Raw genomic sequence first — 18,440 nt, 5'->3', positions numbered from 1 at the left:
GGACGACCTATCGCCCGACCATGACCCCCGAGGGGAGCACCCACGTCGTCGCGTTCACGGGTACCACCTCCTCGATCTCCTGCACGGCCTCCCGGAGGCTAGCAGGCGCCCGGGGCCCGGTCAGGTGATTTCACGCCTCTCTGAGGACGCGGTAGCGCAGGCACGTGCGCACGCCGACCTCCGTGAAGCTCACCTTCTCGAGGTTCGTCGGCGGGCCGTCGTCGAACAGCCGCACGCCGCCGCCGAACAGGACCGGCATGACGTCGACGGCCAGCTCGTCGACGAGACCTGCCGCCATGAGCTGGCGGAACACGTCGGCGCCGCCGATGAACGTCACGTCCCGGTCCCCCGCCGCCTCCACCGCCCGCTTCGCGGCCGCCCCGACGCCGTCCGTGACGAACGTGATCGAGAGCCGCTCGTTGCGCTTCGGCTCCACGGGCGGCGGGTGGTGCGTCACGACGAAGATCGGCACCTGGAACTCGTAGCCGTCCGCGTAGCCGTCGGGGTCCTCGGCGAGGTCGTAGGTGCGCCGGCCCATGAGCGCCGCACCGGTCTCGTCCTGCAGGGCCTTCATGTACCCGCTGGCCATCAGCTCGTCGTAGTCCGCGTACAGCGCCGCGTAGTCCCCGGCGGCGTCCTGGACGTACCCGTCGAGCGAGACCGTCGCCCCCGCGATCACCTTGGCCATCGTGCTCTCCTCTCGTCTCCGGTGCTCGGTCGACGGGGAGACCCGGGCGGGAGGCGCAACTCATCGGTCGACGGCCCGCCACGGACGCGCCCCGGCCGCGCGCATCGGGCAGGGGTGGTCAGGCCGCCTGCTCGAACCAGCCGAGCGCGAGGTCGGCGACGGCGGCAGGGGCGTCGTCGGTGACGAAGTGTGCGGCGTCGTCGACGTAGGCGAGCTCGGCGCGATCGGCGTACCGCTGCGGGTCGCGGCAGACTCGCTCCAGGAGCCCGGCGGTCCACGGGTAGTCGCGGCGGCCGAACACGAAGAGGGTCGGCACCGTGAGCCGTCGGCGACAGTAGGCGCCGCGGCCCAGGCGCACGGCCTCGGGCAGGACCATGCCGCGCGTCAGGAGGCGCACGGCGCCGTCGACCTCCGGGCGGCGCATCGGGGCAAGGTGGGCCTCGACGGTCGCCTGCGCCATCGGCTGGGCGACGTACGCGTCGGAGAAGATGCCGCGCAGCGAGGCTCCCGCGCGGTGCCAGACGAACCGTGGCAGATGCCGGAAGCCGGGGAGCACCCCCGGACGGAACGCCATGAACCCCGGCGGGACGGAGAGCTGCACGGCGGTCCGGACCCGCGCCGGGTGGTCGTACGCCAGCTGCATCGCGGTGATGGCGCCCATGTCGTGCGCGACGACGTGGGCGCGGTCGACGCCCAGGGCGTCGAGAAGGGCGAGCAGGTCTCGAAGCCGGGTCTCGCGCTCGATGCGCGGGTCGTCGGCCGCGGTCCACCCCGCCCCGCGCAGGTCAGGGCAGACGACCCGGTACCCGGCCGCCGCGATGACCGGGGCGATGGCGTGCCACTGCCACCAGTGCTGGGGAAACCCGTGGAGCAGCACGACCGGCTCGCCCTCGCCGACGATGGCGACATGGGTGCGCAGCCCGGGCGTCTCGACGGCGAGATGATCGAAGCCCGAGGCGGCCGGCAGCGGCGGCGACCAGGCCGAGACGGGCGTGCGCATGGGCATGGCGACCTCCTTGTGCGACGGTGCTCGATGCGGCGGAGATACTATGTTCATAGTAGGTCGGGGAGGAGGAGGTGTCGATGCCGGCGACCACCCGCGAGCGTGCGCTCGAGGCGGCCGTCGAGCTGCTCGGCACGCAGGGCGTGCGCGCGATGACCCACGCGAGGGTCGACGACCGGGCAGGTCTGCCGCCAGGGTCGACGTCGAACTGGTTCCGTACCCGCCGGGCGCTGCTCGCCGGGATCGTCGACTGGATCGCGGAGCACGAGCGCGCCGACCTCGACTCGGGCGCGATGCCCGACACCCCAGGGCCCGACTTCCCAGGGCCCGACGAGCTGGCCGACGGCCTGTGCGCACTGGCCGACCTCCACACGGGGCCGTTCGCCGTGCGCACCCGTGCCCGCTACGCGCTCTTCCTCGAGCTCGCCGACGACCCCGAGCTCGGCGAGCCGCTCCGGCGGCAGCGCCGCGAGTTCGAGCGGTGGACCGAAGCGGTCGTGGTCGCCGTCGGAGCCGCCGACCCGGTCCCGACGGCGCGAGCGCTCATGGCGCTCGCCGACGGACTGATCCTGCACCGGCTCACGGTGAACCCGGAGCTCGACGTCCACCCTGCCCTCCGGCGCGCGGTGCACGCACTCGCGCAGCCCTGAGACGCCGGAGCGGGGCGAGCTCGACTCCAGACCCGGTGCTGCGGGACGGCGACGTCTTCGACGTTTCTTGACGCCGCCCGGCAAGCATCGTGGGGTCGAAAGGACACCACCTCATGCTCACCGCTCCCCTGTCCTCGTCCGGCCTGCTCGACCCGGCCGGCCTCCTGCACTCCTGGGGCGCCTGGGCCCTGCTCGGCGTCGCGGTCGTCGTGTTCATCGAGTCCGGCGTGCTGTTCCCGTTCCTGCCGGGTGACTCGCTGCTGGTCACGGCGGCGATCCTCGGGCCCGGCATCGGCCTGTCCCCGGTGGCCGTCGCGGTCGTGGCAGCCGTGGCGGCCGTGGCCGGCGACCAGGCGGGCTACACGATCGGCCGCAGGTTCGGCCGGCGCCTGTTCACCCCTGATGCGCGCGTGCTGCGAACCTCCCGTCTGGAGGAGGCCGAGCGGTTCTTCGCGCGGTTCGGGCCGGCCGCGCTCGTGCTCGGCCGGTTCGTTCCCGTCGTGCGGACCTACGTCCCGCTCGCTGCCGGGGTCGCGGACCTGCGCTACGGGCGGTTCGCCCGCTGGAACGTCCTGGGCGCCGTCCTGTGGGCGGTCGGCCTGACCGTCGTGGGCGTGCTGCTCGGCGGCATCCCGTTCGTGGCCGGCCACATCGACGTCCTCGCCGTCGTCGTGGTCGCGGTGTCGGTGGCGCCCATCGCGATCAGCGCCGGGGTCGGGTGGCGGCGCACGCGGTCCGCGGCGGCCGCCGCGGACCGGTCGCCGGTCAGGTCGCGCTGACCACACCGGTGGCGAGCAGCACGGCGACCACGGCCGCGAGCGCGACGCGGTAGCCGACGAAGACGCTGATCGGTCGGCGGGCCACGAGCCGTAGAAGCCACGCGATCGCGGCGTAGGCGACGGCGAAGCTCACCAGGGTCGCGACGGCGGTCGCGCCCCAGCCGACCGTGGCGCCGACGTCGGCGGCGCTCGTGGCCGCCTCGTAGCCGCCTGCGGCGACCAGGGCCGGGATGGACAGGAAGAACGAGATGCGGGTGGCGGTCACCCGGTCGAGCCCACGGAACAGGCCCGCGCTGATGGTCGCGCCGGAGCGTGAGACGCCGGGCACGAGCGCGACGCACTGCATCACGCCGATGACGGCGGCGTCGCGCAGGGTGACGTCGCGCTCGCCGCGGCGCGCGGTCGCGGCACGCTCGGCGGCCCACATCACGGCGCTCCACACGACGAGCGCCGCGACCACGACCCACAGGTTGCGCAGCGGGCCGGAGACGAGGTCCCGGGCGAGGAAGCCGACGACCGCGACCGGGACGGACCCGACGATCACGACCCACGCCTCGCGGTAGTCGTTCCCGCGGGCGTGCGGGGAGCGCAGCCCGCGCACCCAGGCCGTCACGAGTCGCACGACGTCGGCCCAGAAGTACAGGACGACAGCGGCGATCGCGCCGACCTGGATGATCGCGGTGAAGGCCGTCACGCCCGCGTCGTCGATCGGCAGGCTGAGGAGCTTCTCGACGATGGTGAGGTGGCCGGTCGAGGAGACCGGGAGGAACTCGGTGACGCCTTCGACGACACCGAGCAGGAGCGCTGACCAGAGGTTCATGGGTGGAGCGTCCCCGGTGCCGCGCAAGAAACCTCGAAGGAGACGCCAGAGACACCTTCACCGATTCTTGGCCGCGAGGCGCGATCGTAGAGGCATGTCCGACGGAGGTGTCCTCGACGAACGAGGCGAGCTGCCCCGGCTGCTGCTGGTCGAGGACGACGCCCGGCTCGGCCCGGTGATCGCCGAGTACCTGGCGGAGACGTACGACGTCACGCTGTGCACCGACGGGGTCGCCGGCCTGGACCGGGCGGTGCGCGGCGTCTTCGACGTGATGGTCGTCGACCGGCGCCTTCCCGGCCTCGACGGCGTCGAGCTCGTGCGGGGCGTGCGACGAGCCCGCGTCGCGACGCCGATCCTCCTGCTGACGGCGCTCGGCACGGTCCCGGACAAGGTCGACGGCCTGGACGCCGGCGCCAACGACTACCTGACCAAGCCCTTCGAGTTCGACGAGCTGCTGGCACGCCTGCGGGCCCTGCGCCGGACGTTCGGCGACGACGACGGCGCCGTGAGGATCGGCACCTGGGACTACTACCCCGACAGCCGCTGCATCTACTCCCCGTACGACGCGCCGGTCGTGCTCACGCCCAAGGAGAACGACCTGCTGCGCCTGCTCGCCGCCAACCCGCGCCGCACCTTCTCGCGCACGCGGATCGCCGCCGCGATCCTCGGCGGAGCGGGGCAGAGCGGGGCGGTCGACGCGTACGTGCACTACGTGCGCCGCAAGCTGGAACCCGCCGTGATCGTCACGGTCCGGGGCGAGGGCTACCGCCTGGGGAGCCTGTGATGCGCCGGACGCAGACCGGCGGCGGGGTCGTCGACAGCGACGCCGCCGCCGTCCGACGCGCGGCACGGACCGTGAACGTCCAGATCACGGCGGCCGCGGGGCTGCTGGCGCTGGTGATCGTGGGGGTCGCGGTCGTGGTGATCGTCCTGCAGTCCCGCCCGAGCGAGCTCCTCGAGCCCGTCCCACCGGGCCAGCAGCGGATCTACGTCGACTCCCGCGAGCTCGTCGCCGCCCTCGTCGTGATCGGCGCGGGGGCCGTCGCGGCCGCCGGCGCGGTCAGCCGGGTCGTCGCCCGGCGGGCCGTCCGGCCGCTCGGCGACGCCCTGCGCATCCAGCGCACGTTCGTCGCCGACGCGAGCCACGAGCTGCGCACCCCGCTCGCCGCGCTCGACGCGCGCATCCAGCTCCTGCAACGCCGCAGCGAACCGGGCACACCCCTGGGAGACGGCATCCGGGAGCTGCGCACCGACTCGCGCGTGCTCGTCGACCTCGTCAACGACCTGCTCCTCGCCGCCGAGACGACCCCGGCAGCCCCGGCGACGCCGACCGATGCCGTCGCCGCCGCGGAAGCGGCAGTGGACTCCCTGCGCCCCCTGGCGGCGGAGCGCGCGATCACCATCGACGTCGAGCACGACCCCGCCGTCCCCGTGAGCATGCCCGAGGTGAGCGTCCGCCGGTGCGTCACGGCCCTCGTCGACAACGCCGTCAACCACTCCCCCGACCACACCCGCGTGGTCGTCCGCCTGACGACCGACGGCACCCGGGCACGGCTCGCCGTCACCGACCACGGCGCCGGGATCCGCGGCATCGACCCGGAACGGGTCTTCGACCGGTTCGCCCACGCCGACCCTCCCGCGCACGGCGGCGCACGACGCTCGGGGTTCGGCATCGGCCTCGCCCTCGTCCGCGACCTCACGGTCCGCAACGGCGGGACCGTCACCGTGGCCGAGACCTCCGAGCGCGGCACGACGATCGTGGTGACCCTTCCCGCGGCCTGACCCGCCGCCAGACGCCAACCGCCCTGATCCGCAGACCCGAGGCAGCCACGATGTCCCCCATGTCCGAGACGCTGCTGCGCACCGCGGCCGGGGTGCTCGTCCTCGTCGTGATCACCGTCACCGTCCTCGCCGCGGCACGCGTCCCACGACGATGGGCGCCCGGGTGGGCCGTGCTCCGCGGCGCCGTCCAGCTCGCGGCCATCAGCCTCGTGCTGCGCGGCGTCATCGGCGAGGCGCGCTGGGTCGGCGCCGCCGTCGCCGTCATGTTCGCCGTCGCCGCCACGACGGTCGCCCGCCGCCTCGGCTTCACCTGGAGGCGCCTCGGCCTGGTGGCCGCAGCCATGGCGGCGGGCGTCCTGCTCGCCCTCGGCGCCGCGTTCACGACCGGGGCGGTCGACCCCACACCGCGGTACGTCCTCGCCCTGGGCGGCATCGTGATCGGCGGGTCGATGACCACGGCGACGCTCGCCGGCCGCCGGCTCCTCGCCACCACGCAGGCCCGGTGGCCCGAGGTCGAGGGCTGGCTCGCCCTCGGGGCAGCGCCGCGACAGGCGACCGCCGCGATCGCCCGCGAGGCCGCAGGCGAGGCGCTCGTCCCCGCGATCGACCAGACCCGCACCACGGGTCTGGTCACCCTCCCCGGCGCGTTCGTCGGTGCCATCTTCGGCGGCGCCTCCCCGCTGGAGGCGGGCCGGTTCCAGATCGTCGTGCTCGCCGCGATCCTCGCCGCGGGATCCGTGACCGCCGTCCTCCTGCTCCACGCCCTGGCACCCGTCAGGACACGCCCGCAGCCGCCGGCACCCTAGCGTCGGAGGCGCTGGTGGTGAGCACCTCGGATCCCGAGCGGCCGTCGTGGCGCCTTCGGGGCAGAGCCCGGATGCTCGGCGTACGGAGCGGACCGCGCCCCGGAGGTGGCCACGACGGGGTCGCCCGCGGCCGGATCCCGCGGCCACGGTCGTCGCGGTGTCGCCATGGTGGTCGTGACCGCGCCGCCTCTCAGCGAGCCGGCAGCTCCGACACGTTCGGGTTCCAGCAGTGGACGCAGGACGGCGTGGAGTCCGCAAGTACGCTCGTCGAGACGTCACATGAGACGCCTGGTGAGGTGGCCAGTGCGATGGCGAGCAGAAGTGCGGGCATGGAGGCTCCTGGAGGGTCGGAACGGGCTCGCCCACTATGGCAGGCGGCGTGCGCCGCCGTGGCCCCGGATGCCGAGATCTCCCCGTCGGACGGCGTGGTTCGGCTGTACGGCGTCGACCAGATCGTCGCTGCGCTCACGGCGATGGGCGCGGTCGTCCAAGAGTCGGCCGTCTCCGTGCTGCCGTACGTGCCGTCGCGCGCCGAGCTGGAAGGGTCGCTGGCCTTCGACATGGCGATGCTGCAGCGCGGCGTCACGACGCGGAGCCTGATGCCCCGAGCCGCGCACGAGCCGTCCTGGATCCTCGCCTACGCGCGGCACGCCGAGAAGCACGGGGCGCAGGTCCGGTCCGGGCTGACCGGCACGGTGCGTTACGTGGTCTACGACCGGAGTGTCGCCCTCGTCGCCGAGGGGCGGGCGGGGACGGGGAAGGCAGGCGACGCGAGGCTCATCTGTTCGGAGGGGATCGTCCAGGCGCTGCTCATGCAGTTCGAGCTGGCGTGGGCGCAGTCGAGTGACCTGTCCACGGCGTGGGCACCCCTGACGGAGCGCGAGGAGCGTGTGCTGCGTGCCGTGATCCGCGACGTCCCGGTCAAGGCGATCGCCGCGGGTCTCCGCGTCTCGGTCAGCACCGTCGAACGGACCATCGTCCGCCTCCGCGAGCGGTTCGACGCGCCGACGCGCGCCGCGCTCGCCGTCGAGGCGACCCGCCTCGGCTGGACGGGCGAGGCGCCACCCCGCTGAGCGTCACTAGGCCTCGTTCGGCACGCGCCAGCACCCCGCCCCGGCCCGTGCCATGAAGGACATCCGTCATCTCCACGCGGAGCCCGGCGATGACCTGGGGACTCTTCCGAGCGCTGACCCGCTCGACGCGACCTGCTCGTTGAACGGGCCGAGGTGCGCATGCCACCGTCCGATCAGAGCCGCCGAGCAGCGGGCCGGCACCGACGGACGGAGCCCTTCATGAGACGACGCAGCGGGACGAGACCTGGCGCCACCACCACCCCGACGGCGTCGAGACACTGCGAGCGATGACCCCCAGCGTGGAGACGCGATGACCGACCCTGAGCAGACGCTGGCCGAGCACCATATCGCAACCCTGGTCGCATTCACCGAAGGGCGCTACGCCGACGCGGCGGAGCATGCACGGCAGTGTGTCCGCGCGTTCGCCGCCCTGGGCGACGACGAGCGAGCCTCGGACATGGAGCACGCCATCCACGACATCGCCGCCGCGGCGCGGGCCGCCGAGTCGTTCCGCCGCCACATCTGACCGTTCCCTCCGGGTCCAGCACCCACCCGTACCGCAGCCTCCCGTCGGGCGAGTCCCTCGGCTCCCGACCGCCTGCCCGCCCGCCCGCCTCGAGCGCGAGCACATGCACGGCGTCGACGTCCGCCACCCACATGCTCTGCGCTTCACCCGGCCAGGCGTTCTGGCACACTGGCCGACCATGCTGGTCTGGATCAACGGGACCTTCGGCGTCGGCAAGACGACCCTCGCAGCGCACCTCGCCGAGCGATGGCCCGACGCCGTCGTCGTCGACCCCGAGCACGTCGGGACGATGCTCATGGAGTGGAGCAAGCCCCACGGGCTCGGCGTCGCGGACTTCCAGGACTTCTCGCTGTGGCGTGAGCTCGTGGTCATCGCGCTGGCGGGGTTCCACGCCGAGCTCGGCCGCCCCATGATCGTGCCGATGACGGTGCTCGACCCGGCCTACTTCGAGCAGATCGTCGGCGGCCTGCGGGCACGGGGCATCGACGTGCACCACTTCTGCCTGACCGCGCCGCCGGACGAGGTCACCCGGCGGCTCGTCTCGCGGCGAGAGCCGGGACACGAGGGGCACGGCGACCTCCTCCACTGGGCCCTTGAACGGCTCGCGCGGTACACGCCTGCCCTGAGCGACCCGAGGTTCGAGACGTTCCTCGACGCAACGCTCCCCCACGACAAGCTGCTGGCAGCACTGCTCGCACACCTGCCGGAGCCGCTGCCGTCGGACGCCTGACTCGGCGCGGCCGACATCACGGCGCTTGCGGAAGACGGAACTGCCCGTATGAGCTCAGGTGAACCGCCAGCAACCCGCCCACGGCCTCCAGGGGGATGAGGTAGTAGTTCAGGTCCCCGTCAATGACGAAGAAGTCATCGATCTCGTCGGGGGAGTACGCTCGGCGCTCCCTTTGGGCAGACGAGAGGTAGACCTTCCACGACCCTCCGTCTCTCGTCGTGGTCGTCTTGACCTGGACGCGTCGGACCTTCACGCCCGAGTCGACCACGAGATCGTAGCGACACGGTTCGAGTGGCCACGAGACGCTCCAACCGCACAGTTCGAACCAGCCTGCCGCGAGCGTCGAACCTGCTCGGTTCAGGTTCGAAAGACGCGGGAATGGCCCCACCGTTGACGCGGCAGAGCGCACCGGCGAGAGATGCGATGCATCGATCCCTAGCCGCAGTGCGTGTCCTTTCAGCGTGGGCCCTGCGGTGGCACCCAGCCCCAGGAGTTCCGTGACCTCTATCCATGTCGTAGCCCGAACGATGGCGGCTTGGAGATCCTCGGAGGTCCAGCGGCGCTGCCCCCTGAAGTGGCTGTAGTCCAGTCCCAGCGAGTCGGCATAGGAGCGCACCGATCGCATCGCCGCAGAGGACGTCCCCGCAAGGTTGACCTGACTTGGGTCAAGAGCCTTAGTGCCTTGCGGGCTTCCTGATCGCGTCGAGGATGGCCTGCTTGTCGGCGGGGATGGCGGGTTCGGCGTCGCGGATGACGCCGTTGATCTCGATGGTCGCGGAGCGCAGTGGTCGTAGCTCGCGCAGGACTTTCCGGATGGACAGTCCGGTGCGGTCCTGGATCGTGCGGGAGACGGCCAGCGCGGTGAAGACGATGGTGAGGTGGGCTTCGATCGCGTCGCGTGTCCTCGCGAAGAAGGGTCTGGCCTGCAGGTCTGTCTTCGACATCCGGAAGGACTGCTCGACGTGCCACAGATCGTGGTAGCTGGAGATGACCTCGCCTGGGGCCATGACCGTGGCGGGGATGTTCGTGACGTAGCCCTTGAGGCCGGCGACCTTCCGCGCCCTGGCCAGGGCGGTCTCGTCGAGGGTGCGGGCGGTTCCGGTGGTCTTGACGAACCGGGTGGCGCGGGCGGGCTTGTCACCGTCGATGACTGATCGGGCGCGGTCCTCCTGCGCGGTCAGGGTCCGGTTGTCTCTCGCGAACCTCTTCGCGGAGTAGGCCCACACGGCCCGCCATGACGCCGGGGTCCCGGTCTTCGTCCACACGGGCTCGGCCTTGACGTTGACGTCATTGACGGGCGTCGCGCCGCGGTGCTTGGGGGTGATCGTGTCGATCATCTGCCCGTCGGTGAACACGGTGCCGTGCCACCGGTAGTGCGAGGCCAGGTCGAGGGGCGCGGTGGTCTGGCGGGAGCCGACGATGAAGGAGAACCCGGCGTCGTCGAGCTCGCGCAGGTTCGCACCGGAGAGCATGCCGGCGTCCGCGACGATGACCATGCCCTCGATGCCGTGCCTGGCTTGGAAGGACTTGATGACGGGCAGGATCGTGAGCGTTTCGGCCTTGTTCCCCTCGAAGCAGCCGATCTCGAGGGGGAACCCGGTCCTGTCTACGAGGAGGCCGACGACGATCTGCGGGTCGACGCGACGTTCTTTGGAGTAGCCGACCTTGCGCAGGTCGTCTTCCTTCTCCGCTTCGAAGTAGAGCGTGGTCACGTCATACAGCACGAGGGACACATCATCGCTGGCCTGCGCGAACGTGAAGCACGCCTTCGCGATCAGGTCCCGGTACCGGCCGTCCTGCGCCCGCTTCAACGTCCGCTTCCGCGTGGACAGCGACGCGGCGACCCGGCCCAGGTCGGACAGGACCCGGTCGACGTCGAGCAGCGAGGTCGGCTCCACGATCCGCGCGATCACCAGGTCGCGGAAGGTGTCGTCGCCGACGATGTCGAAACCGAGCTCGTCGAACACGCCCCCGATCGCGTCGTACAGGATCCGGGAGAACGAGCGCCGCAGCAGGGGCGCGGGCATCCACCCACGCGCACGGGAGGGCGTCTGCCCGAACAGGGCCGGCGGCTGCGGGACGGGAATCAACGGGGCGTACCTCGACACGGCCTGCAGGCCAAGGTCGAGCTCCAACTGCTGGTCACCCTTGATCAGATCGGCCGCCTCATCCATCAACAGGCCGAGCGCGACCTCGTCATGCGCCGACCCGACATGCCGCACGATCCGCCGCCGCCCGTTCACGGACTCGACGATCTGGACCGCCGTCGCACCCGACGCCGTCCTCACCCGCCGAACCCACACCACCCCGGCAGCGTACTTAGTGCCTCCAGGAGGACACTAACCCACAGAGCCACGACCATCACCGCAGGTCAGAGAACTGCGGATCGCGGGCTGTGGAGAACCTGACCGAAGTCAGGTGGCCACGAGACGCTCCAACCGCACAGTTCGAACCAGCCTGCCGCGAGCGTCGAACCTGCTCGGTTCAGGTTCGAAAGACGCGGGAATGGCCCCACCGTTGACGCGGCAGAGCGCACCGGCGAGAGATGCGATGCATCGATCCCTAGCCGCAGTGCGTGTCCTTTCAGCGTGGGCCCTGCGGTGGCACCCAGCCCCAGGAGTTCCGTGACCTCTATCCATGTCGTAGCCCGAACGATGGCGGCTTGGAGATCCTCGGAGGTCCAGCGGCGCTGCCCCCTGAAGTGGCTGTAGTCCAGTCCCAGCGAGTCGGCATAGGAGCGCACCGATCGCATCGCCGCAGAGGACGTCCCCGCAAGGTTGAGCTCACGCAGGACGCCGCGCCACCCTGACGACGAGGCCACGGCGAGAGCCAGAGCGCTGTCCGTGTAGCTACGCGTTGGCGACATGGCCTGAGGCTAGGGATGGCCACTGACACCCGGCGAGGTTCCGGGGTTAGCGGCCAACGCACCTACCGGAAATGAGAAACGGCCGAACCTACATTTCTGCAGGTTCGACCGTCCTCGATGTCCTGAGACATCACAAACGTCGGGCTGACAGGATTTGAACCTGCGACCCCCTGACCCCCAGTCAGGTGCGCTACCAAGCTGCGCCACAGCCCGAGGAACTCCCGGAAGAGCTCCAGCCCCGGAGGGCCGACAGGAATACTACCCCAGATCAGCCGCCGTCCCGACCACCGCGCCATCGTCGCGCTGCGCGCCACGGCGGACTCTTCAGGCCGTCCCGGGCGCGCTGTTACGACGCTTCGGACGACGTCGCAAGGACCCGGTCGGGTGCGAGCATCCGCACCGGCAGGTGCGCCTTCCACGCCGTCGCCACGACGCCCAGGCACACCGACGCCAGCAGCGTCCCGGCCCCGAACATCTGCCCGTAGCTCCACGTCCGCGCGAGCCAGGCCAGCGCCATCGGCACGAAGAAGCCCAGGTAGGCGATCGAGTAGTACACGGCCGTCAGCCCGGCGAGCTGCCGCGGCTGCGCGATGCGGGCCACCTCGCTGAGCCCCGCGACGAGCGCGAGGCCGTACCCGACGCCGAGCACCGCCGCGGCCACGAGCCCGGCGGCGAGCGAGAGCGTGAACGCGGCCAGCGCCCCGAGCCCCATCCCGACGACGATGAGCACCATCGCGACGACGGACGCCCGGGCGGACCGGTGGGTGTCGATGCGCCGCGCGACCACCTGGATGCCGATGCCGCAGCCGAGCGTGAGCACGGTCATGAGCCCGGCGAACGCGACGGGGACGGTGCCCGCGTGGTCGGCGAGCAGCGACGGAAGCACCGCATAGGCAGCCCCCGCGCACCCGAACACCCACGGGGCGGTCGGCAGGACCACGCGGAGGAACCGCCGGTGCGAGACCGCGGGGAACCGGAGGTCGTCCCGCAGTCGCGAGACGCGCACTCCGGCGTGCGGGACGGTCTCGGGCACGCGCAGCACCCACAGCGCCGACCCGACGGCGAGCACCGCATGGACGACGTAGGTGAGGTGGTGCGGCCAGGGTCCCCACTGCGCGAGCGTGGACGCGACGCCGGCGCCCACGAGGAACCCCGCGGTGAGCGCGAGCGACGCCCGGCGGGCCCCGGCGGCGGAGTCGCCGCCACGGACGGCGAGCTCCGTCACCCAGGTGGTGCCCACGGCCATGACGAGGCCCAGCGCGACGCCGGAGAGCACACGACCGGCGCCGAGCACCCAGGGCATGTCGGCGCCGAGGGACAGCACGAGGGACCCGAGCGCGGCGACCGGCGCGGCGGGCAGCAGCAGCGGCCGGCGCCCGAACCGGTCGGAGAGCGGCCCGCCGAGCAGCAGCGCGGGCACGATGCCGAGCACGTAGGCGCCGAGCAGCGCGTCGACGGTGACGGTGCCGAGCCCGCGCTCGCGGTACATCACGAGCAGGGGCGTGAACTCGTTGCCACCCCAGGCCACGGCGAACATGACCGCGGCGACGGGCCACCAGAGGCGACCGGTCGCGGACATGGCTGTGGTCGGACCTCTGTGTGGCATGACCACACCATGCGCCCGAGGGGGCGGCGCGCACAAGATGACGCGCTGTTCTCTTCGTCACGACGCCCCGTCGTCCTGCGCGGGTCGCGCGCCCAGAGCTCTGGGCCACGCGACCCGCGGGTGCCGGACGACGGGGCCGGTGACGGCCGTCAGCGCTTGCGCTTCTCCCGCACGCGTACCGAGATCTCGATCGGCGTCCCCTCGAACCCGAAGGTCTCGCGCAGACGGCGCTCGATGAAGCGGCGGTACCCCGCCTCGAGGAACCCGGACGCGAAGATCACGAAGCGCGGCGGCCGCGTGGACGCCTGCGTCGCGAACAGGATGCGCGGCTGCTTCCCACCGCGCAGCGGGTGCGGGTGCGCGGCCACGAGCTCGCCGAGGAACGCGTTGAGCTTGCCCGTGGGGATGCGCGTGTCCCACGACTCGAGCGACCGCTCGATCGCCCCGGTGAGGCGGTCGGTGTGCCAGCCCGTGCGGGCCGAGACGTTGACGCGCGGCGCCCACGTGAGCTGCACGAGCTCCTTCTCGATCTCGCGCTCCAGGTACGGACGGCGGTCCTCGTCCATGAGGTCCCACTTGTTGTAGGCGATGACGAGGGCGCGCCCGGAGTCGACCACCTGCTGGAGCACGCGCGTGTCCTGCTCGGTCAGCGGCTCGGAGGCGTCGAGCAGCACGACGGCCACCTCGGCCTTCTCGATCGCGGCGGCGGTGCGCAGCGACGCGTAGAAGTCCGCACCCGACGTCTGGTGCACGCGGCGGCGGATGCCGGCCGTGTCCACGAACCAGTAGGGCACGCCCTTGATCTCGATGAGCTCGTCGACCGGGTCGCGGGTCGTGCCGGCCAGCTCGTCGACGACGACGCGCTCGGCGCCCGCCACCTTGTTGAGCAGCGACGACTTGCCCACGTTCGGGCGCCCCACGAGCGCGACGCGGCGCGGCCCGGTCGGGCGCACCTCGCCGTGCGCGGACTCTGTCGGCAGCACGGCCATGGCGGCGTCAAGCAGGTCGCCCACACCGCGCCCGTGCAGCGCCGAGATCGGGTGCGGCTCGCCCAGGCCGAGCGCCCACAGGTAGGCGGCGTCGGCCTCGCCCGACGGCCCGTCCACCTTGTTGGCCGCGAGCACGACCGGCTTGCCCGAGCGCCGCAGCAGCTCGACGACGCGCTCGTCCGTCGCGGTCGCGCCGACGGTCGCGTCGACGACGAACAGCACGGCGTCGGCCAGCGCGATCGCGACCTCCGCCTGCTCGGCGACCTTCGACTCGATGCCGGCGACGTCGACCTCCCAGCCGCCCGTGTCGACGACGTTGAAGTCGCGCCCGGCCCACTCGGCCGGGTAGGTCACGCGGTCGCGGGTCACGCCCGGCTTGTCCTCGACGACGGCCTCGCGGCGGCCGATCACGCGGTTGACCAGCGTCGACTTGCCCACGTTGGGGCGGCCGATGATGGCCAGCACGGGCTTGGCCTTCTCGCCGGGGGCGAGGTCCTCGTCGGCCCACTCGCCGTCCAGCAGCGCCACGTCGTCGTCGTCGAGGTCGAACTCCGCGAGCCCGGCGCGCAGCGCGCGCTCGCGCGCCTCCTCGTCCTCGACGTCGCCCTCGCCGGGGGCGAGGAACTCGATGTCCTCCTCGACGTCGGCCTGACCGGCCGTCACCTGCTCGACGACGGCCAGCACGGCCGCGACGGTCTGCTCGAAGTCCAGGTCGGAGGAGTCGACGGTGACGACGCCGTCGGCGGCCACCTGGAACTCCATCACCGTGGAGTCGTCGCGGTCGCGGCGCAGCACCTGGTCCTTGGTGGCCTCGACGGCGGCGGCGTCGGCCTCGCCGTGCACGTCGAGCGCGCGACGGCGCAGGCGCGCCTCCTCCGATGCGGTGAGCAGGATGCGCACGTCGGCGTCGGGGGCGACGACGGTGGTGATGTCGCGGCCCTCCGCGACGATGCCTTCGCCGTCCTCCCCGGAGGCGGCCTCGATGATCTCGCGCTGCATCCCGCGCAGGATCGCGCGCACGTCGAGGTTCGTCGCGACCTTCGACACCTCGGTCGACACCGAGGTCGAGCGGATCGTCTCGGAGACGTCGACGTCGTCGAGCTCGAAGACCGGCTCGTCCGGGTCGAGGCCGACGGCGATCGGCATCTCGGCGACGGCGTCGGCGACGGCGGCCTGGTCGGTCAGGTCGCCGACCTCCTGCTGCGCCCACAGCGTCGCCGCGCGGTACATGGCCCCCGTGTCGAGGTACGCGAGGCCGAGGCGGCGCGCCACCTCCTTGGAGACGCTGGACTTGCCGGAACCTGACGGCCCGTCGATGGCGATGACAATCACGTCTTTGCTCTCTTTCGGATGGGTCACAGGTCGACGGCGGCCATGAGGCTGCCGACCTCGGTCCGGCTCAGCACCCGGTTGGTGCCGGGACGCTGGTCGCCCAGCGCGATGGGGCCGATCTTGGTGCGCACGAGGCGCTCGACGGGACGCTCGACGGCGTCGAACATGCGGCGGACGATGCGGTTGCGGCCGTCGTGCAGCACGACCTCGACCATGGTGACGTCGCCGAGCGCCTGCACGACCTTGACCTTGTCCATGCGGGCGGGGCCGTCCTCGAGGTCCACGCCCTCGAGCAGCTGCCGCACGATGCGCGGGTACACCTCGCCGCCGCCGGCGGTCACGAGGTAGGTCTTGGGCACCTCGTACTTGGGGTGCGCGAGGCGGTTGCCGAGCTCGCCGTCGTTGGTCAGGAGGATGAGGCCCTCGGAGTCGAGGTCCAGGCGGCCGACGTGGAAGAGGCGCTCCTCGCGGTTGCGCACCAGGTCGGCGAGCGTGGGGCGGCCCTGCGCGTCGCTCATCGCGGAGATGACGCCGGCGGGCTTGTTCACGGCCACGGTGATCTTGCTCGTGTCGAGCAGCACCCGCATGCCGTCCACGTGGATGACGCTCTTCTCGGGGTCGACGCGCACGCCGAGCTCGACGACGATGTGCCCGTCGACGCTCACGCGGCCCTCCTCGATGAGCTGCTCGGCCTTGCGGCGCGAGCCGTACCCGGCGTCGGCGAGCACCTTCTGGAGGCGGACGCCGTCGGGCACGTGCACGTCGACGGGCGGCTGCGCGGGGCGCCGCTGCGGCTGCTGCGGGCGACGGCGCGGGGCGCCGCCGCCGACCGTGCCGCGGGACGCGCCCGGGCCGTCGGGGCGGTTGTAGCCGCTCGCACCGTGACCTCCACCGGCACCGCCGCGACCGGGGCCACCGGACGCGCCCCCACGCCCGTAGCCACCGGACGCCGAGCCATCGCCCGCGCTGCGACCCGAGCCGCCGCCCGCGCCGCCTCGACCCGAGCCGCCGCCGGCACCGCCACGGCCGGAACCGCCCGCAGCACCGCGACCTGCGCCACCGCGGCCGTACCCGCCCGACTCGCCGCCGGAGCCGCCGCGGCCGGAGGCGCCGCCGCTCGAGGGTCCGCGACCGCCGCCGCGGGGCGCGCCGTCGCGGCCGGAGGAGCTACGGCCGCCGCCAGGGCGTCCAGATCCGTCGCGGCCAGATGCGCCGCGGCGCGAAGGGGTGGGGCTCATGGGGTGGATTCTCTCAGCCGTTGTCGTCCGTCAGCGCGCTCAGGGCGTCGATCCCGGGCAGATGTGGTGCGATCGGCGGAAGCTCGTCGAGGCTGGTCCAGCCCATCCGGTCGAGGAACTCGCCCGTGGTGCCGAACAGGACGGCGCCGCCGAGGGGGTCCTGACCGACCTCCGCGACCAGGCCGCGGGCCAGCAAGGTCCGCACCACACCGTCGACGTTCACGCCGCGCACTGCGGACACCTGCCCGCGCGTGACCGGTTGACGGTACGCGATCACGGCCAGAGTCTCCAACGCAGCCTGGCTGAGCCGCGCGCTCTGACCTTCGAGGACGAGCCGCGCGACGACGTCGGCGTGCGCCGGCGCGGAGTAGATCCGCCACCCCTGAGCGCCCTCGCGGAGCTCGAACCCGCGCGGCCGACCGCCGTCGTCGCCGCGGTACTCGGCCGCGAGCGCCGCGAGGTGCTCGGCGACGTCGACGACGGGCAGCGCGACGATCGCGGCGAGGCGCTCGACGCCGACGGGCGCGTCCGCGACCATGAGCACCGCCTCGAGGGCGGCGAGCACGCCCCCGGGCAGGGTGTCGACGTCGAAGGCATCGTCGCCGGCGGACCCGGCGCCGGCCTCTGGCGTCGGGTCGGGCTGGACCGTCGGAGCGTTGCCGTCGTCGCTCATCCCACGACCTCCTCGTTCACGCCGTCGAACTCCTCGAACCGTGTGCCCACGTCCGCGTCGTCGCGGTCGGACCCGGTCCACCGGACGGTGAGCTCGCCGAGCGCGACCGCCTGCTCGAAACCGACCAACCCGTTGCGGAACAGCTCGAGCAGCGCGAGGAACCGGGCGACGACGACGAGCCGCTCCTCCCCCGCGGCCAGCGACCGGAAGGTCACGGTGTGCTCGCGCCGGAGCCGTCCGACGACGATCGCGGCCTGCTCGCGCACGGACACGGCCGGGGCGTGGAGGTGGGTCAGGGACACGACGGGCGGCGCCTTGGGCGTGAGCGCGCGGGCGGCGAGCTCGGCGAGCCGCTCCCCCGTGAGCGTCCAGACGAGCTCGGGCAGCAGGGCGGCCTGCTGCGGCTCGAGCGGCACGGACCGCGCGACACGCCGCCCCTCGGTGGCCATGCGCTCGGCCATGACGGCGGAGACCTGCTTGTACGCCCGGTACTGGAGCAGCCGGGCGAAGAGCAGGTCGCGCGCCTCGAGCAGCTCGAGGTCCTCGAGGTCCTCCTCGACGAGGCCGGGCAGCAGGCGCGCGGCCTTGAGGTCCAGGAGGGTCGCGGCGATGACGAGGAACTCGGACGCCGTGTCGAGGTCCCACTCGGGGTGGTCGCGCGTGTAGGCGACGAACTCGTCGGTGACGGCGGCGAGCGCCACCTCGGTGACGTCGAGCTCGTGCTTGGCGATGAGGCTCAGCAGCAGGTCGAACGGCCCGGTGAAGTTGTCGAGGTGGACCTCGAAGGGCCTACGGGGCGATCGCTGACCGAGGCCGTGGTTCTGCTCCGGCCGCGTGCCTTCGTCGTCGGCCCCCGACCTCCGCTGCACGTCCGCCTCG

The 18,440-nt window shown here is 72.5% G+C and carries 18 protein-coding genes and 1 tRNA gene; 8 read left to right on the top strand and 11 right to left on the bottom strand.

Features of this window, described 5'->3' with window-relative positions; genetic code table 11:
- Positions 1 to 130: 130 nt before the first annotated feature.
- Positions 131 to 688 (bottom strand): dihydrofolate reductase family protein, encoded by a 558-nt coding sequence (locus tag ET471_RS13620; protein ID WP_129189169.1) that lies wholly within the window; start codon positions 686 to 688, stop codon positions 131 to 133.
- Between the two features lie 118 nt (positions 689 to 806).
- On the bottom strand, positions 807 to 1,694 hold the full coding sequence (locus ET471_RS13615; RefSeq protein ID WP_242496295.1) for an alpha/beta fold hydrolase: 888 nt from the start codon (positions 1,692 to 1,694) through the stop codon (positions 807 to 809).
- Between the two features lie 77 nt (positions 1,695 to 1,771).
- Here ET471_RS13615 and ET471_RS13610 point away from each other — a divergent pair, with 77 nt between their 5' ends.
- Positions 1,772 to 2,341 carry a TetR/AcrR family transcriptional regulator gene (locus ET471_RS13610; protein WP_129189167.1) on the top strand — a complete coding sequence of 190 codons (570 nt, stop codon included), beginning with the start codon at positions 1,772 to 1,774 and terminating at the stop codon, positions 2,339 to 2,341.
- Between the two features lie 113 nt (positions 2,342 to 2,454).
- The gene (locus ET471_RS13605) at positions 2,455 to 3,120 is read left to right on the top strand and encodes a DedA family protein (RefSeq protein WP_129189165.1); all 666 of its coding nucleotides are present in this window, start codon (positions 2,455 to 2,457) and stop codon (positions 3,118 to 3,120) included.
- Here the strand turns inward: ET471_RS13605 and ET471_RS13600 are convergent.
- Positions 3,107 to 3,940: an undecaprenyl-diphosphate phosphatase gene (locus tag ET471_RS13600; protein ID WP_129189163.1), complete on the bottom strand. Its 834-nt coding sequence runs from the start codon at positions 3,938 to 3,940 to the stop codon at positions 3,107 to 3,109. The two genes, ET471_RS13605 and ET471_RS13600, sit on opposite strands and share 14 nt — an antisense overlap.
- A gap of 94 nt (positions 3,941 to 4,034) precedes the next feature.
- Between ET471_RS13600 and ET471_RS13595 the strand changes: the two genes are divergently transcribed.
- The 6 genes from ET471_RS13595 (at position 4,035) to ET471_RS18065 (ending at position 8,857) form a co-directional block, all read left to right on the top strand.
- Positions 4,035 to 4,724 (top strand): response regulator transcription factor, encoded by a 690-nt coding sequence (locus tag ET471_RS13595; protein WP_129189161.1) that lies wholly within the window; start codon positions 4,035 to 4,037, stop codon positions 4,722 to 4,724.
- Positions 4,724 to 5,722, top strand: coding sequence for a sensor histidine kinase (locus tag ET471_RS13590; protein WP_129189159.1), 999 nt, complete (start codon positions 4,724 to 4,726; stop codon positions 5,720 to 5,722). Before ET471_RS13595 ends, ET471_RS13590 begins: the two co-directional genes overlap by 1 nt.
- Before the next feature lie 50 nt (positions 5,723 to 5,772).
- Positions 5,773 to 6,528, top strand: a complete 756-nt coding sequence (locus ET471_RS13585; protein WP_207207270.1) for an ABC transporter permease — start codon at positions 5,773 to 5,775, stop codon at positions 6,526 to 6,528.
- Between the two features lie 425 nt (positions 6,529 to 6,953).
- Entirely contained in the window at positions 6,954 to 7,601 is a 648-nt protein-coding gene (locus tag ET471_RS18075; protein WP_165350499.1) for a helix-turn-helix transcriptional regulator, read from the top strand.
- A 310-nt stretch (positions 7,602 to 7,911) separates the two neighbouring features.
- Positions 7,912 to 8,127, top strand: coding sequence for a hypothetical protein (locus ET471_RS18070; RefSeq protein ID WP_165350498.1), 216 nt, complete (start codon positions 7,912 to 7,914; stop codon positions 8,125 to 8,127).
- Between the two features lie 178 nt (positions 8,128 to 8,305).
- Positions 8,306 to 8,857 carry a P-loop nucleotide/nucleoside kinase family protein gene (locus tag ET471_RS18065; protein ID WP_165350497.1) on the top strand — a complete coding sequence of 184 codons (552 nt, stop codon included), beginning with the start codon at positions 8,306 to 8,308 and terminating at the stop codon, positions 8,855 to 8,857.
- A gap of 16 nt (positions 8,858 to 8,873) precedes the next feature.
- Here ET471_RS18065 and ET471_RS13570 read toward each other — a convergent pair whose 3' ends face one another.
- The 8 genes from ET471_RS13570 to ET471_RS13535 form a co-directional block, all read right to left on the bottom strand.
- Positions 8,874 to 9,473 (bottom strand): group I intron-associated PD-(D/E)XK endonuclease, encoded by a 600-nt coding sequence (locus ET471_RS13570; protein ID WP_129189152.1) that lies wholly within the window; start codon positions 9,471 to 9,473, stop codon positions 8,874 to 8,876.
- A 58-nt stretch (positions 9,474 to 9,531) separates the two neighbouring features.
- Positions 9,532 to 11,163 carry an IS1634 family transposase gene (locus ET471_RS13565; protein ID WP_129186106.1) on the bottom strand — a complete coding sequence of 544 codons (1,632 nt, stop codon included), beginning with the start codon at positions 11,161 to 11,163 and terminating at the stop codon, positions 9,532 to 9,534.
- Positions 11,164 to 11,862: 699 nt separating this feature from the next.
- Positions 11,863 to 11,936, bottom strand: a tRNA-Pro gene (locus ET471_RS13560).
- A 133-nt stretch (positions 11,937 to 12,069) separates the two neighbouring features.
- Positions 12,070 to 13,302 (bottom strand): MFS transporter, encoded by a 1,233-nt coding sequence (locus ET471_RS13555; RefSeq protein WP_242496294.1) that lies wholly within the window; start codon positions 13,300 to 13,302, stop codon positions 12,070 to 12,072.
- Between the two features lie 176 nt (positions 13,303 to 13,478).
- Positions 13,479 to 15,650 (bottom strand): bifunctional cytidylate kinase/GTPase Der, encoded by a 2,172-nt coding sequence (der, locus tag ET471_RS13550; protein ID WP_129189148.1) that lies wholly within the window; start codon positions 15,648 to 15,650, stop codon positions 13,479 to 13,481.
- A 23-nt stretch (positions 15,651 to 15,673) separates the two neighbouring features.
- Entirely contained in the window at positions 15,674 to 16,405 is a 732-nt protein-coding gene (locus ET471_RS18995) for a pseudouridine synthase (protein ID WP_129189146.1), read from the bottom strand.
- Positions 16,406 to 16,901: 496 nt separating this feature from the next.
- On the bottom strand, positions 16,902 to 17,561 hold the full coding sequence (gene scpB, locus ET471_RS13540) for an SMC-Scp complex subunit ScpB (protein WP_129189144.1): 660 nt from the start codon (positions 17,559 to 17,561) through the stop codon (positions 16,902 to 16,904).
- Entirely contained in the window at positions 17,558 to 18,430 is an 873-nt protein-coding gene (locus tag ET471_RS13535; RefSeq protein ID WP_129189142.1) for a segregation and condensation protein A, read from the bottom strand. The genes scpB and ET471_RS13535 overlap by 4 nt, the downstream gene beginning before the upstream one ends.
- Positions 18,431 to 18,440 lie beyond the last annotated feature (10 nt).

Origin of the sequence: Xylanimonas protaetiae (assembly GCF_004135385.1) — a bacterium.
Lineage (GTDB): Bacteria > Actinomycetota > Actinomycetes > Actinomycetales > Cellulomonadaceae > Xylanimonas > Xylanimonas protaetiae.
The sequence above is the reverse complement of the archived record's forward strand: the minus strand, read 5'-3'. Positions and strand labels throughout refer to the sequence as shown.

Coding starts and splice junctions, on each gene's coding strand:
- ET471_RS13620 (WP_129189169.1), bottom strand. CDS start 688: ATGGCCAAGGTGATCGCGGGGGCGACGGTCTCGCTCGACGGGTACGTC.
- ET471_RS13615 (WP_242496295.1), bottom strand. CDS start 1,694: ATGCCCATGCGCACGCCCGTCTCGGCCTGGTCGCCGCCGCTGCCGGCC.
- ET471_RS13610 (WP_129189167.1), top strand. CDS start 1,772: ATGCCGGCGACCACCCGCGAGCGTGCGCTCGAGGCGGCCGTCGAGCTG.
- ET471_RS13605 (WP_129189165.1), top strand. CDS start 2,455: ATGCTCACCGCTCCCCTGTCCTCGTCCGGCCTGCTCGACCCGGCCGGC.
- ET471_RS13600 (WP_129189163.1), bottom strand. CDS start 3,940: ATGAACCTCTGGTCAGCGCTCCTGCTCGGTGTCGTCGAAGGCGTCACC.
- ET471_RS13595 (WP_129189161.1), top strand. CDS start 4,035: ATGTCCGACGGAGGTGTCCTCGACGAACGAGGCGAGCTGCCCCGGCTG.
- ET471_RS13590 (WP_129189159.1), top strand. CDS start 4,724: ATGCGCCGGACGCAGACCGGCGGCGGGGTCGTCGACAGCGACGCCGCC.
- ET471_RS13585 (WP_207207270.1), top strand. CDS start 5,773: ATGTCCCCCATGTCCGAGACGCTGCTGCGCACCGCGGCCGGGGTGCTC.
- ET471_RS18070 (WP_165350498.1), top strand. CDS start 7,912: ATGACCGACCCTGAGCAGACGCTGGCCGAGCACCATATCGCAACCCTG.
- ET471_RS18065 (WP_165350497.1), top strand. CDS start 8,306: ATGCTGGTCTGGATCAACGGGACCTTCGGCGTCGGCAAGACGACCCTC.
- ET471_RS13555 (WP_242496294.1), bottom strand. CDS start 13,302: ATGTCCGCGACCGGTCGCCTCTGGTGGCCCGTCGCCGCGGTCATGTTC.
- scpB (WP_129189144.1), bottom strand. CDS start 17,561: ATGAGCGACGACGGCAACGCTCCGACGGTCCAGCCCGACCCGACGCCA.